Origin of the sequence: Pseudohalocynthiibacter sp. F2068, from assembly GCF_023015645.1 — a bacterium.
GTDB classification, from domain to species: Bacteria; Pseudomonadota; Alphaproteobacteria; order Rhodobacterales; family Rhodobacteraceae; genus Pseudohalocynthiibacter; species Pseudohalocynthiibacter aestuariivivens.
Map to the genome: position 1 here is coordinate 75,450 of NZ_JALKAK010000002.1, position 13,677 is coordinate 89,126.

The window sequence follows — 13,677 nt, forward strand, 5'->3', positions numbered from 1 at the left end:
GTATCCTTACTCCCTGACAATGCGAAAACGGGTGAGCATGATCGCGAGCACCATCAGCAACAAGGCCGTGGCGAGCATAATATCGGCGATGTAGGTAGGCACACCCGCGGCGCGGCTCATGCTGTCAGCGCCGACGAAAATGCCAGCAACAAACAGTGCAGATACAACAACACCAATCGGGTTCAAAAAGGCCAGCATTGCAACGATGATGCCGGTGTAGCCAAACCCTGGTGACAGATCGAGCGTGAGATTGCCCTTAAGTCCGGCAACTTCGGAAAACCCGGCGAGGGCTGCAAGCCCACCTGACAAAAGTGCGGTTTTGATAAGGACGGTGTTCACCGGGATTCCGGCAAATTGCGCGGCTTTCTGGTTCAATCCAACGGCGCGCATTTCATACCCTAGCGTGGTCCGTGTCTGGATCATCCAGACAACCGCGGCGGATACGATGGCCAGCCCAAATCCCCAGTGCAGGCGCAGCCCTTCGACGATGCGCGGCAGCCGGGCCTCGGGGATCAAGCGGGCCGATTTTGGCCAGCCCATACCCATCGGGTCCTTGAGCACACCTTCAAGAAGCATTGATACCAAAAGCAACACAACAAAATTGAAAAGCAGGGTCGTAACAACTTCGTCCACGCCAAACCGGGTTTTGAGATAGGCAGGCAAAAGCAGAACAAGAGCGCCCGCGAACATGGCGCAGATTGCAATCGTTGGAAGTAGCAGGCCAGACGGCCAGGCAAGTGCCCCTGTTCCCAGCAGTACAGTTAAGACTGCACCAGCATAAAGCTGTGCTTCCGCCCCAATGTTCCAAAGCCGCGCGCGAAAAGCGACCGCGACCGCGAGCCCGGTAAAGATCAGCGGTGTGGCGCGGTTCAAGGTTTCAAGCGCCGCGAACTTGGAACCAACAGCGCCATCGATGATCAACCCCAGAACCGAAAACGGATTGGCCCCAGCCAACATAGCTAAAAATGAGGCGACAAAGACCGTAACCGTCAAGGCCAGCAATGGAAGCGACAGAGTGCGCGTGACTGTAGGGTTCGCAACGGGCTCAAGCCGCATTTGTGGCCTCCTCGTCAAAACCGTGTCCTGCCATCCAAACACCAAGCTCCGCCGCCGTCTTGCTACCGCGTGGGAAACCCGGTGACAGGCGGCCTTCGGAGATAACGTGGATGACATCGGACAGCGCCATGATCTCTTCCAGATCTTCGGAAATAAGCAATACCGCAGCGCCGCCAGCGCGGGCATCCAACAGGCGCGAATGCACGTAGGAGACAGCCCCGATATCAAGACCACGTACAGGCTGATTAGCCAGAATGATGCTTGGAGACTGCTCAAGTACCCGGCCAAGGATCAGCTTTTGCATGTTTCCGCCGGAAAGCAGCCGAATACGTGTCTGAGGGCCCGGGCAACGGACGTCGTAGGTGTCGATAATATGTTTCGAAAAATCCTCGGCCTTTTGCCAATTCATCCAGCCTTTTCGGCTGTAAGGGGCTTCGGAATAGTTCTCGAGGATCGCGTTCTCGGTCAAATCAAAATCTGCGATCGTGCCGGTCTTGTGCCGATCCTCAGGAATACGGGCTATGCCCGCTGATACTGCGGCGCGTGGCGTCCAGTTAACAGGTTCGGAATTTTCCAAGGCTATTGTGCCGGAAAGCGGTGTTGTCAAACCCCCAATCATGTCGGCAAGTGCGGACTGTCCATTGCCTGATACGCCGGCAAGGCCGATGATTTGTCCGGCTCTTAGATCGAGCGACAGCGATTTCAAACCAGGCGCGCTGCCCTGATCAGCAGTCGAAACATTCTGAAGCCGCATCAGAGCCGGGCCAGCCGTAGAGTCTGCAACTTTCGGAGGTGTAACTTCTTCTCCAACCATCAGTGTTGCGAGGGCGTGGCGGTCTGTTCCTTCTGTCAAAACTTCGGCAACAAGACGGCCGTGGCGAAGCACAAGGACACGGCTTGAGATTGCCATAACTTCGTGCAGCTTGTGCGAAATAAAGACCACCGACAAACCCAGATCGACAGCCTTGCGCATCGTTGCAAACAGGTCATCGGTTTCCTGAGGTGTCAGAACGGCGGTCGGCTCATCAAGGATCAGAATCCGTGCATCGCGGTAAAGCGCCTTGAGTATTTCCACCCTTTGTCGCTCACCTACCGACAATGCGCCGACACGCGCATCAGGGTGAACTGTCAGGCCAAAATCACCGGATAATTTAATAATGCGTGCGCGGGCTGCAGACCGGTCAAAACCCAGACGCCATAAGGGTTGGGTGCCGAGTACGATGTTTTCCAGCACGGTCATATTGTCAGCAAGGGTAAAGTGCTGGTGAACCATGCCTACGCCTGCGGCCAAAGCAGCTCGTGGGTTTCCCGGTGGCAGTTCCTGGCCGAACACTTCAACGCTCCCTGTATCGGCGGTGTAATGGCCGAACAGGATGTTCATCAACGTTGTCTTACCCGCGCCGTTTTCACCGAGTAGCGCTATTACCTCGCCTTTGTGCAGGTCGAGGCTGACCGCGTCATTCGCGACCAAAGCACCAAAGGTTTTGGTGATACGGTCGAGGCGCAGGACAACCTGCGCCTCACTTTGCTTAGCCATTTATGACGACCGCGGTTCTTCGTCGTTGATTTCGACGGAAAAACTGCCGTCTTTGATTGCAGCTTCGCGCTCTGCTACCAGCGCGAGAGCATCTTCCGGAACTTTGCCTTCGAAAGTGCCGAGCGGCGCAAGGGAACTGCCCCCTTCGCTCATGAAGGAATAGACACCGTAGTCAGCAGCGGTGAAGCTGCCTGCCTGCACTTCTGCAATGGCTTTATCCAAGGTTGGTTCAAAGTGCCAAAGAGCAGAGGCAGCAACGGTATCAGGGTAGTCGGATTGCGTGTCGATCACATTGCCGATGGCAAGCACGCCGCGTTCTTGTGCCGCGTCTGAAACACCAAAGCGTTCGGCATACAGAACATCTGCACCCTGTTCGATCATCGCGAAGGCAGTTTCTTTAGCCTTGGGTGGATCAAACCAGCTGCCGATAAAGCTGACCTGAAAGGTGATATCAGGGTTGATCTCACGCGCACCAGCCATGAAGGCATGCATCAGCCGGTTCACCTCGGGAATCGGGAAACCCCCGACCATGCCGATGTTGCCAGCTTTGGTAAGCGAGCCTGCAATAATTCCAGACAGGTAAGACGCATCCTGAATATAGTTGTCGAACACAGAGAAATTCGCCAGCGCATCATCCTGTTTGAAGCTGGAACCCATCAGGAAAGCGATATTGGGGTAGTCTGCCGCGACTTCGCGCGCTTCTTGTTCTACACCAAAAACTTCGCCGATGATGAGCTGATATCCCTGTTCAGCGTATTCCCGCATCACACGCGTATAATCGGTGTTACTGACATTTTCGGAATAGGTGTATTCGATATCACCACGCCCCTGAGCGGTTTCAGCAGCTTTGTGAATTCGGCTGACCCATTGCTGCTCGACCGGGACTGTGTAGATGCCAGCTACTTTAAGCGGTTCGGCAGCAAGCGCGCGACCGGGAAGGCCGACAATACCGGTCATCGTTAGCGCAGCCGCGCTGGTTGCCAGCAGCCTTCGGCGCGTCATTCCGGACAGCTGAGATGTGGTCTTTAAATTATTCATTATTTTTACCCCCGTTGGATTTGATTTCATACTTTTGACCAATTGGTAAACTTTCTTGCGATTCGGTTCAATCAAAACTAACAATTGTTCAAATTCATTCGTGCATATTACCTAAAATTTCAGCGCCCCTAACTAAATTTGCGGAACAGACGTGTCATGTCGAATAACTCGTCCAATCTTTCAAACCGCTCTCTGGTCTCGGGCCAGATTTTTTCCTGTACCGCAGCGATCATGGCTTCGAGCAGCATCATCGTGGCAATATTGGAATCCCAAGCCGAAGGGATTTCGACCCAACAGTTAAAAATATGGTCGGCGACTTTCGCGACGGGAGAGGCCCATTGATCGGTAATCAGGATTACCTTTACCCCCCGGGACGAAGCAAGTTCTGCCAGACGCAGCAGGTTGGTTTCGTAGCGCCGTACATCGAACATAAGCAGGACATCACCCTCGGCCATATCAAGCACGTAATGCGGCCAGGTGGCCGAGGATGACGTCATATGGGTGACCCTTGGCCGGATCGCCTGCATATGCGTAAACGTATAGTCGGCGAGCGCGCGGGTAATTCGGCCTCCTACAACAAAAAGCTGATTTTCCTTGTCAGCCAAAACGGAAACCGCCTGATCAAACTTTTCGGTATCAACATGCGAAAGGGTTTGGCTGAGATTATGCATAACTGAATCTGCAAATCGATTCAGCATATGAGAATCCGGCGCTTCACTTGCCCAGTTCTCATGTTTTTTTATCGGCCCTGAAACCTGCGCCTCAAGCTCTTCCCGTAACGCTTTGTGAAATTGGGGATACCCTTTGAAGCCAAGTTTTTGAACCATCCTGGCAACGGTTGGGGTCGATACGCCGGCATTCTCTGCAACAATTGTGATCGAGGCAAGTCCGGCAGCAGGGTAGTTTTCCAGAAGGGAATTGGCCAGTTTACGTTCTGTCTGAGTCAGCGACTCATACCGGCTGCGGATCAGACTGCGCACTGTTTGCGAGGAATTCGGCAAAGGCTTTCCCTAAATTTTATGCGTTCACTCTAAGTTGGGTTTTTGTGTTTGACCAGCGTGTGAAAATATATTGACAGATCGTGAAAGAAAGGAAAGTATTTTATCAGGCGGGGGAATCCAGTTGGTCGGAACGAATACAAAACAGTCCAGCACTGTCGTCGAGGTGCTGAACCCCGATGGGGTTGGTCCTGTTGTTTTGGTTTGTGAACATGCCTCGGCACATATTCCGGAAGCATACAATAATCTTGGGTTAAGCCCCGCTACACGCGACAGTCATGCGGTCTGGGATCCGGGCGCACGGGCTCTTGCCGCTCGTCTTTCAAAAGCACTTAATGCGCCGCTTATTGCGGGACGAGTTTCCAGGCTGGTGTACGATTGCAATCGACCACCTGAATCACCAGGCGCGATGCCGGAAAAGTCCGAGTTGATCGAGGTTCCCGGCAATCAGGGTTTAAACGATGAAGACAAGGCGGCACGGGTTGAACAGGTTTATGTTCCGTTCTGCAATGCTGTGGGCGAGGTTCTGGAAGCCCGGGAATCAAACGCGATTCCAACCGTGCTCGTGACGATTCACAGTTTCACGCCGCTTTATTTTGGCAAACCAAGAAATGTCGAGATTGGCATTTTGCACGACACAGATAGCCGCGTCGCAGATGCGATGCTCGCGCAGTCAGAATTGATAGCCCCCCGCGTTGTCGAGAGGAATTCTCCGTATGGCCCTGCTGATGGCGTGACACATTCGTTGAAAATTCATGGCATAGAACATGGGTTGATGAACGTAATGATCGAAGTTCGAAACGATCTTTTGGAAACGGAGGCGGCGCAAGATGCTATTGCCGATGAATTGCTTGGTTTGCTCGCTTCGTCGCTAAAAGAACTTGGCCTTGTAATAATGGGAACCTCCCATCATGCCTAGAGTTATCCTTGGCTACATTCGCGCAATAGACGCGATGAACTATTTTATCGGGCGGTTCGCGATGTATCTGCTGTTTGTTCTGGTGGGTGTTCTTTTGTGGTCGTCGGTGTCCAAAACTTTGTTCACCTCTTCACACTGGACGCTGGAAACCGCACAGTTCGTGATGGTCGCCTATTACGTCCTGGGCGGACCTTATTCGCTACAATTGGGGTCGAACGTTCGGATGGATCTTTTTTATGGCGGCTGGTCGGTACGGCAACGGGCGTGGTTTGATGCCTTCACCGTGCTTTTCCTGATGTTCTATCTTGGTGTGCTTCTCTACGGCGGTATTAACTCATTCGCCTACTCATTAGGCCGACCCTATAATGCAACAACCTACGAATTCCTGAGTGAGCTGTTGAGTACCTTGTTTTCTCAGGGCTTTGATGCCGCCGGCGACAAGCTGGGCTTCATGGAGCGCAGCAACAGCCCTTGGCGCCCCTATCTCTGGCCGGTAAAATCCCTGCTCTGCATCGGGGTCTTTTTGATGCTTTTACAATCTCTTGCCGAGTTCTTTCGCGACATCGGGCGTATCCGCGGTGAGGCTCTCTGATGCCCTATGAAATGATCGCCATTCTGATGTTCAGCTCGATGATGCTGATGCTGCTGACCGGGCAGCGGGTATTCGGTGCCATCGGGTTTGTGGCCTCAGCTTCCGCCGTGTTTTTGGGTTGGAACAACGGCGTCGACATCCCTTTCTCGGCCGCAATGAAGCTGATGAAATGGTATCCGCTGCTGACACTGCCGATGTTTATTTTCATGGGTTATGTGCTGTCCGAATCCAAAATTGCCGATGACCTCTACAAGATGTTCCATGTCTGGATGGGCCCTGTTCGGGGTGGGTTGGCGATTGGCACAATCGGGTTGATGGTGCTGATTTCGGCAATGAACGGCCTCAGCGTGGCAGGCATGGCCATCGGGGCTACCATCGCCCTGCCTGAACTTCTGAAGCGTGGCTATGACAAAATCATGGTCACCGGCGTCATTCAGGCCGGGTCAAGTTTGGGCATCCTAGTTCCGCCCTCGGTCGTGCTGGTGCTATATGCGATGATCGCACGCCAACCGGTGGGACAGCTGTGGCTGGCCGGGGTCATTCCCGGCCTGATGATGGCCACGATGTTCATCATCTACATTTACGTGCGCTGCCGCCTGCAGCCCCATCTTGGCCCTGCGCTACCCGAAGACGAGCGCAATGTGCCGATGGCCGAAAAACTGCGCCTTTTGGGGGCTGGCGTCCTACCTCTGGCGATTTTCGCAGTGATGATGGTGCCTTTCGTCAAGGGTTATACCTCACTGGTCGAAAGTTCGGCCATCGGAGCAATGGCCGCGTTTTTGGCGGCAGTCCTGAAAGGCCGGATGACCCGCGAGGTGTTTGAAACTTCCGTGCGTCAGACATTAGCGATTTCATGCATGTTTATGTGGATCATTCTGGCCGCCCTTGGTTTTGGCGCAATCTTTGACGGGCTGGGCGCGGTTAAGGCAATCGAGGATCTTTTCACCCAACAACTGGGTCTGAACGCCTGGACAATCCTGATCCTGATGCAGCTGTCGTTCATTCTGATGGGCACGTTTCTGGACGACACCGCAATGCTGGTGATCGTGGCACCGCTATATGTACCTCTGGTCGGCTCGATGGGCTTTGATCTGGTCTGGTACGGGGTGCTTTACACTATCACTTGCCAAATCGCTTATATGACCCCACCATTCGGTTATAATCTGTTCCTGATGCGCGCGATGGCGCCGCCTGAGATCACGATAAGGGACATCTACCGCTCTATCGTGCCGTTTGTGATTGTTATGGCTTTCGCCCTGGCTGTGGTCATGATCTTTCCGCAGATCGCCCTCTGGCTACCTAATTATGTTTACGGAAAATAACCAAAAGAACTCCGCCAACGGAGCATCCCGATGAAACCCAACTAAGGAGAGTCCCATGACGACCAGACGTTCATTTCTACGCGCCGCAACACTTGGCGGTGCCGCAACTTTGGCCACACCGGCCATTGTCCATGCACAAGCCCCCATCAAATGGCGCTTCCAGACCTATGCTGGCGCGGCCCTGGGCGAGTTTGTTACCAAGCCAGTCATCGACTACATCAACACCGCCGCCAACGGCGAGATGGAGATCGAGCTGTTTTATGCCGACCAGATTGTTCCCACAGGTGAGCTGTTTCAGGCGCTCCAAAGTGGCACGATCGACGCAGTTCATTCCGATGATGATTCAATGGCATCGCCCACGCCTCTGCAGGTGTTTGGCGGCTATTTCCCATTGGCGACAAAACACGCGCTCGATGTGCCGGTGCTGTTCGAGCAATACGGGCTGGCCGACATCTGGCGCTCGGAATACGAAAAGGTCGGTGTTGCGTGGCTGTCGGCTGCAGGTCAGGACCCGTGTAACTTCAACACCAAAAAAGAGGTCACATCACTGGCCGATCTTGACGGTCTGAAGCTTTACACCTTCCCGACCGCCGGGCGTTTCCTTGCCCAGTTTGGCGTTATTCCAGTATCGATCCCCTACGAGGATGCCGAAGTGGCCGTGCAAACCGGCGAGCTGGATGGCATGGCATGGTCTGGCATCACCGAAGACTACACAGTCGGCTGGGCCAATGTGACTGACTATTTCCTGACCAACAACATCTCGGGCGCATGGATTGGGTCGTTCTTTGTGAACCAGAAACAATGGGCCGATCTGCCCGAGCATCTCAAGTCAATTGTGATGGCCGGGATCGAAGCGGGTCACACCTATCGCAACCAGTGGTACTGGGGTGGCGAGGCACGTCTGCGCGCCACGGGTGATCAGCTGAAACTGCGCTCAATTCCACAAGCCGAGTGGAAAACGGTTGAAGACGCGGCTGTCACTTTCTGGGACGAAATAGCACAGGAAGGCGAAATTCACTCGAAAATCGTCCAGATCTTCCGCGATTATAACGAAGTGCTCGGCAAAGCTGGCCCGCCCTATTCGTTCGGCTAAAAACAAGCGCCCCGGTGGTTCGCCTCCGGGGCACCCCTAACCTCCAATTTTCAGGATACAGACCATGCCCGGCAATCTGACCTTTGACGCTTTAAAATCCGCCGTAAAATCTGGTGAAATTGATACGGTTCTGACCTGTATCGTGGATATGCAGGGCCGCCTTATGGGTAAGCGATTTCTGGCGCAGCATTTTGTCGATAGCGCGTGGGAAGAAACCCATTGTTGTAATTATCTGCTGGCGACCGATCTCGAAATGGCAACGCCGGACGGTTTTGCCTCGACAAGTTGGGAAAGCGGGTATGGCGATTATGTCATGAAACCCGATCTCGATACGCTTCGGCTGGTTCCCTGGCTCGAAGGCACTGCAATGGTGTTATGCGATGTTCTGGATCATCACACCTATCAGGACATCACCCACTCACCCCGCGCTATTCTGAAGCGCCAGATTGCCCGGCTGGACGAATTGGGTATGACGGCAATGATGGCGACCGAGCTTGAATTCTTTTTGTTCGAGAAAAGCTTTGACGAAATCCGCAAAAGCAAATTTCGCGATCTGGCACCGATTTCAGGTTACAATGAAGATTATCACATTCTTCAGACGACCAAAGAAGAACACGTGATGCGCCCGATACGAAACCACCTGTATGCGGCTGGCATTCCCGTGGAAAATACAAAGGGCGAAGCGGAGACAGGCCAGGAAGAACTGAACATTAAATATGCCGCGGCACTTGATACGGCGGACCATCATACGATCGCCAAACACGCTGTTAAGGAAATCTCCTGGCAGCAAGGGCATGCGGTGACCTTCCTTCCCAAGTGGCACCATGAAAAAGTTGGGTCATCCAGCCACGTCCATCAGTCGCTTTGGAAAGACGGAAAACCAGCGTTTTTTGACAAGAACGACAAGCTCGGCATGTCAGAAATCATGAAATATTACATGGCGGGTCTGCTGAAATTTGCGCCTGACTACACTTATTTTCTGGCGCCATATGTGAACAGCTACAAGCGGTTCCAGAAAGGAACCTTTGCACCTACCCGCACAATCTGGTCGGTCGACAACCGGACAGCCGGTTTCCGGCTATGTGGCAATGGGACAAAAGCGGTGCGTGTTGAATGCCGTGTCGGTGGTTCAGACCTCAATCCTTACCTGGCAATGGCGGCGCAGCTTGCGGCGGGGATCAAAGGTATTGAAGACAAGATGAAACTGGATCCGCCGACAGTTGGCGATGCTTACGAAGGCAACTCCGGCTTCATTCCGCAAAACCTGAGGGATGCACGTGAAACGCTGAAGAATTCCAAGATGCTGCGTGAGGCTTTGGGCGAAGATGTGGTGGATCACTACTGCCGTGCGGCTGAATGGGAACTGGAAGAATTTGACCGTGTGGTGACGGATTACGAAGTCGCCCGCGGCTTTGAACGTGCGTGATTGGGGATAATATGACGCAAGAACTGAAATGCATTTCACCGATTGATGGATCGGTCTATGCCACCCGTCCTGTACTGTCTCAGTCAGAGGCGGAAGCCGTAGTCAAACGCGCAAAGACTGCGCAAAAAGCCTGGGCTGCGCGACCGTTGGCAGAACGTGTTGATCTTGTCATGGCTGGTGTCGCCCGTGTTGGCGAGATGAGTGACGAGATTGTGCCGGAACTCGCCCATATGATGGGGCGTCCGGTGCGGTACGGCGGCGAATTTGGCGGTTTTAATGAACGCGCCAGTTATATGGCGAAGATCGCTGAGGATACGCTGGCGCCGATCGTGGTGGAAGAGAGCAATGCTTTTGAAAGGGTCATCAAGCGCGAACCACATGGGGTTGTTCTGGTGGTGGCCCCTTGGAACTATCCTTACATGACAGCGATCAACACGGTTGCCCCCGCGCTTATGGCTGGGAACACTGTGGTGCTGAAACACGCAACGCAAACCCTGTTGGTTGGCGAGCGGATGGTGCGCGCCTTTACAGAGGCTGGAGTTCCAGCGGATGTTTTCCAGAATGTGTTTCTGGACCATGACACGACGTCTGCGCTTATTGCAGCCAAATCCTTTGGATTTGTAAATTTCACCGGGTCTGTCGGCGGTGGACGGGCAATGGAAATGGCTGCGGCAGGCACCTTTACTGGTGTTGGGCTGGAGCTTGGCGGTAAAGACCCGGGCTATGTTATGGAAGATGCTGACCTCGACGCAGCGGTTGATACGCTGATCGATGGGGCGATGTTCAACTCAGGCCAGTGTTGCTGCGGGATTGAACGGATTTACGTTCATGAAAGCCTTTTTGATGCTTTTGTTGAAAAGGCTGTGGCGATTGTAAAAGGCTATAAGCTTGGTAATCCGCTGGACACTGAAACTACACTTGGTCCGATGGCGAATGTGCGGTTTGCAGCAGAGGTGCGCGCACAAATTGACGAAGCTTTGGCGATGGGCGCGACTGCGCATATTGATACCTTTGCCGAAGATGACAGTGGTGCCTATTTGACGCCGCAAGTTCTGACAAACGTAACTCACGAAATGCGGGTGATGCGGGATGAAAGCTTTGGGCCTGTTGTTGGGATCATGAAGGTATCATCTGATAAAGAAGCGATCATGTTGATGAACGACAGTGAGTTCGGCCTGACAGCATCGCTCTGGACGCAGGATGTAGAACGGGCAAGCCGGATTGGCGCAGAGGTTGAAACAGGCACGGTCTTCATGAACAGGGCTGATTATCTTGATCCGGGCCTTTGTTGGACCGGGTGCAAAAACACCGGTCGGGGCGGCGCGCTAAGCGTCATTGGTTTTCATAACCTGACCCGGCCAAAATCATATCATTTGAAAAAGGTGACGAAATGAATCTCGTCGGAAATTGGTCTTACCCGACCACAATGAAATTCGGTGCTGGCCGGATCAAGGAATTGCCCGAGGCCTGCGCGGCCGCAGGTATGAAGAAACCGCTGTTGGTGACGGACAAGGGGTTGGCCGGGTTGCCGATCACGGCGACGACGCTTGATATCATGGAGGCTGCAGGCCTTGGGCGAGGGCTGTTTTCCGAAGTGGACCCGAACCCGAACGAGCTGAACCTCGCGGATGGTGTTGCGGTCTACAAAACAGGCGGCCACGACGGTGTTATCGCCTTTGGTGGCGGTTCGGGCCTTGACCTTGGTAAAATGGTTGCCTTCATGGCCGGCCAAACGCGCCCGATTTGGGATTTTGAAGATATTGGCGACTGGTGGACGCGCGCGGACGCAGACGCGATAGCGCCCATTGTTGCCGTGCCAACAACAGCGGGAACCGGGTCAGAAGTGGGCCGTGCGAGCGTGATCACTGACAGTGTGACCCATGTGAAAAAGATAATTTTTCACCCAAAGGTTTTGCCAAGTATTGTGATCTGCGACCCGGAACTGACAGTTGGAATGCCAAAGTTCATCACCGCTGGTACAGGGCTTGACGCTTTCGCACATTGTGTCGAGGCATTCAGCAGTCCGCACTACCATCCGATGAGCCAGGGTATCGCGCTTGAAGGGATGCGATTGGTGAAGGATTACCTGCCACGGGCCTACGAAGATGGAAATGATCTTGAGGCGCGGGCGCATATGATGTCAGCGGCAGCGATGGGTGCGACAGCCTTTCAAAAAGGGCTTGGCGCTATTCACGCAATTTCCCATCCGATTGGCGCGGTCTATAACACCCATCACGGCACAACGAATGCTGTCGTAATGCCACCGGTTTTAACGTTTAACAGGCCCGCGATTGAAGACAGGTTCAATCAGGCCGCCGCGTATTTGGGCATCTCCGGCGGTTTTAACGGATTTTTCGGCTATGTGCTGAAACTGAACGATGATCTTGGCATCCCTAAAAAACTATCGGAGATGGGTGTTGGCACCGACAAGATCGATACGCTGACCGAAATGGCGCTGAACGATCCGAGTTGCGGTGGAAATCCGGTTGAGTTGAATTCTGAGAACATGAAACAGTTGTTTATAGACTGTATCTGACGCGAACTTTAATTCGACGCCCCGCTGGGGGAGGACAAAGAAGCCTCCGGCGGGGATATTTTTGGAAACTGGTAAAACAACTGATTTACAGACATTTATACCAGATTGCTGGATTAAAATCGTTTTGATCTTGATATCCTTTCATTCGGAGAACACTGACGGTTTCTTTTTGCAAATTATTCGCAATCTAGTTGACAGTTGCGAACGATTCTCATAATCAATTGGCGAAGCCCTTTGGGGCAAAAGGGTACCCAATGCAAAAAATCGTTAGAATTCTGACAAGTGCGACTGCCTTTCTTATTGTCGTGAGTACGGCTGCAACCGCAGCAGAAAAATTCAAAGCAGTAACCACCTTTACCGTTATTGCTGATATGGCATCGAACGTGGCAGGAGATGCCGCAGTCGTGGAATCGATCACCCGACCTGGCGCGGAAATTCATGGATATGACCCGACGCCACGCGATATTTTGCGTGCGCAGGACGCGGATCTGATTTTGTGGAACGGGATGAACCTTGAACTTTGGTTTGAGCAGTTTTTCGGCAACCTTTCTGATGTTCCAAGCGTTGTTTTGACCGAAGGCATTGAGCCGGTCAGTATTTCCGAAGGGGCCTATGACGGAAAGCCAAACCCACATGCCTGGATGTCGTTGGACAATGCTATCATTTACGTCGACAATATTCGGGACGCCTTTGTGACGTATGACCCTGATAACGCAGAAATTTATAAGGCGAATGCCGAAGCCTACAAACAAGAACTGGTTGCCGCTATTGCACCCTTGCGGGACGCCATTCTTGCGGTGCCGGAAAGTGAACGTTGGCTTGCAACTTGCGAAGGGGCTTTTAGCTATCTGATCCGGGATTTTGAGATGCAGGAGCTTTACCTCTGGCCGATCAATGCAGATCAGACGGGGACACCTCAGCAGGTGCGCAAGGTGATTGACGGTGTGCGAGAGAACAACATTCGCGCAGTATTTTGCGAAAGCACTGTCTCTAGCGACCCGGCAAAACAGGTGGCCCGTGAGACTGGGGCGGCGTTTGGCGGTGTTCTCTATGTTGACTCTCTGACCGAAGCGGACGGACCCGTGCCTAGTTACCTCGATTTGCTTCGTGTAACCTCTGAAACCATAGTTGCAGGTTTGACTGCGAATTCTGAATAGGAC

12 protein-coding genes are annotated in these 13,677 nt (G+C 53.2%); 8 read left to right on the top strand and 4 right to left on the bottom strand.

Annotation, left to right across the window (positions count from 1 at the left end):
- Positions 1 to 6 precede the first annotated feature (6 nt).
- The 4 genes from MWU63_RS02710 to MWU63_RS02725 all read right to left on the bottom strand — a co-directional run bounded on the left by MWU63_RS02710 (position 7) and on the right by MWU63_RS02725 (position 4,632).
- A complete protein-coding gene (locus tag MWU63_RS02710; protein WP_247076923.1) occupies positions 7 to 1,056 on the bottom strand; it encodes an ABC transporter permease in 1,050 nt (349 codons plus the stop codon).
- Positions 1,046 to 2,593, bottom strand: coding sequence for an ABC transporter ATP-binding protein (locus MWU63_RS02715; protein ID WP_247076924.1), 1,548 nt, complete (start codon positions 2,591 to 2,593; stop codon positions 1,046 to 1,048). The genes MWU63_RS02710 and MWU63_RS02715 overlap by 11 nt, the downstream gene beginning before the upstream one ends.
- Entirely contained in the window at positions 2,594 to 3,631 is a 1,038-nt protein-coding gene (locus MWU63_RS02720) for a BMP family protein (protein ID WP_213887272.1), read from the bottom strand.
- A 128-nt stretch (positions 3,632 to 3,759) separates the two neighbouring features.
- Positions 3,760 to 4,632 carry a MurR/RpiR family transcriptional regulator gene (locus MWU63_RS02725; RefSeq protein ID WP_213887273.1) on the bottom strand — a complete coding sequence of 291 codons (873 nt, stop codon included), beginning with the start codon at positions 4,630 to 4,632 and terminating at the stop codon, positions 3,760 to 3,762.
- A 121-nt stretch (positions 4,633 to 4,753) separates the two neighbouring features.
- Here MWU63_RS02725 and MWU63_RS02730 point away from each other — a divergent pair, with 121 nt between their 5' ends.
- From MWU63_RS02730 to MWU63_RS02765, 8 genes are all read left to right on the top strand, one after another.
- Positions 4,754 to 5,548, top strand: a complete 795-nt coding sequence (locus MWU63_RS02730; RefSeq protein WP_213887752.1) for an N-formylglutamate amidohydrolase — start codon at positions 4,754 to 4,756, stop codon at positions 5,546 to 5,548.
- Complete coding sequence (locus tag MWU63_RS02735) at positions 5,541 to 6,140, top strand: TRAP transporter small permease subunit (RefSeq protein WP_213887274.1); 600 nt, start codon at positions 5,541 to 5,543, stop codon at positions 6,138 to 6,140. The genes MWU63_RS02730 and MWU63_RS02735 overlap by 8 nt, the downstream gene beginning before the upstream one ends.
- Positions 6,140 to 7,462, top strand: a complete 1,323-nt coding sequence (locus MWU63_RS02740; RefSeq protein ID WP_213887275.1) for a TRAP transporter large permease subunit — start codon at positions 6,140 to 6,142, stop codon at positions 7,460 to 7,462. The genes MWU63_RS02735 and MWU63_RS02740 overlap by 1 nt, the downstream gene beginning before the upstream one ends.
- Positions 7,463 to 7,517: 55 nt before the next feature.
- Positions 7,518 to 8,555 (top strand): TRAP transporter substrate-binding protein, encoded by a 1,038-nt coding sequence (locus MWU63_RS02745; protein ID WP_213887276.1) that lies wholly within the window; start codon positions 7,518 to 7,520, stop codon positions 8,553 to 8,555.
- A 64-nt stretch (positions 8,556 to 8,619) separates the two neighbouring features.
- The gene (locus tag MWU63_RS02750; protein ID WP_213887277.1) at positions 8,620 to 9,981 is read left to right on the top strand and encodes a glutamine synthetase family protein; all 1,362 of its coding nucleotides are present in this window, start codon (positions 8,620 to 8,622) and stop codon (positions 9,979 to 9,981) included.
- A gap of 11 nt (positions 9,982 to 9,992) precedes the next feature.
- Positions 9,993 to 11,375 (top strand): aldehyde dehydrogenase family protein, encoded by a 1,383-nt coding sequence (locus MWU63_RS02755; protein ID WP_213887278.1) that lies wholly within the window; start codon positions 9,993 to 9,995, stop codon positions 11,373 to 11,375.
- Positions 11,372 to 12,517 (top strand): iron-containing alcohol dehydrogenase, encoded by a 1,146-nt coding sequence (locus tag MWU63_RS02760; RefSeq protein WP_213887279.1) that lies wholly within the window; start codon positions 11,372 to 11,374, stop codon positions 12,515 to 12,517. Before MWU63_RS02755 ends, MWU63_RS02760 begins: the two co-directional genes overlap by 4 nt.
- Positions 12,518 to 12,771: 254 nt before the next feature.
- Positions 12,772 to 13,674, top strand: coding sequence for a metal ABC transporter substrate-binding protein (locus tag MWU63_RS02765; RefSeq protein WP_213887280.1), 903 nt, complete (start codon positions 12,772 to 12,774; stop codon positions 13,672 to 13,674).
- Positions 13,675 to 13,677: the final 3 nt, after the last annotated feature.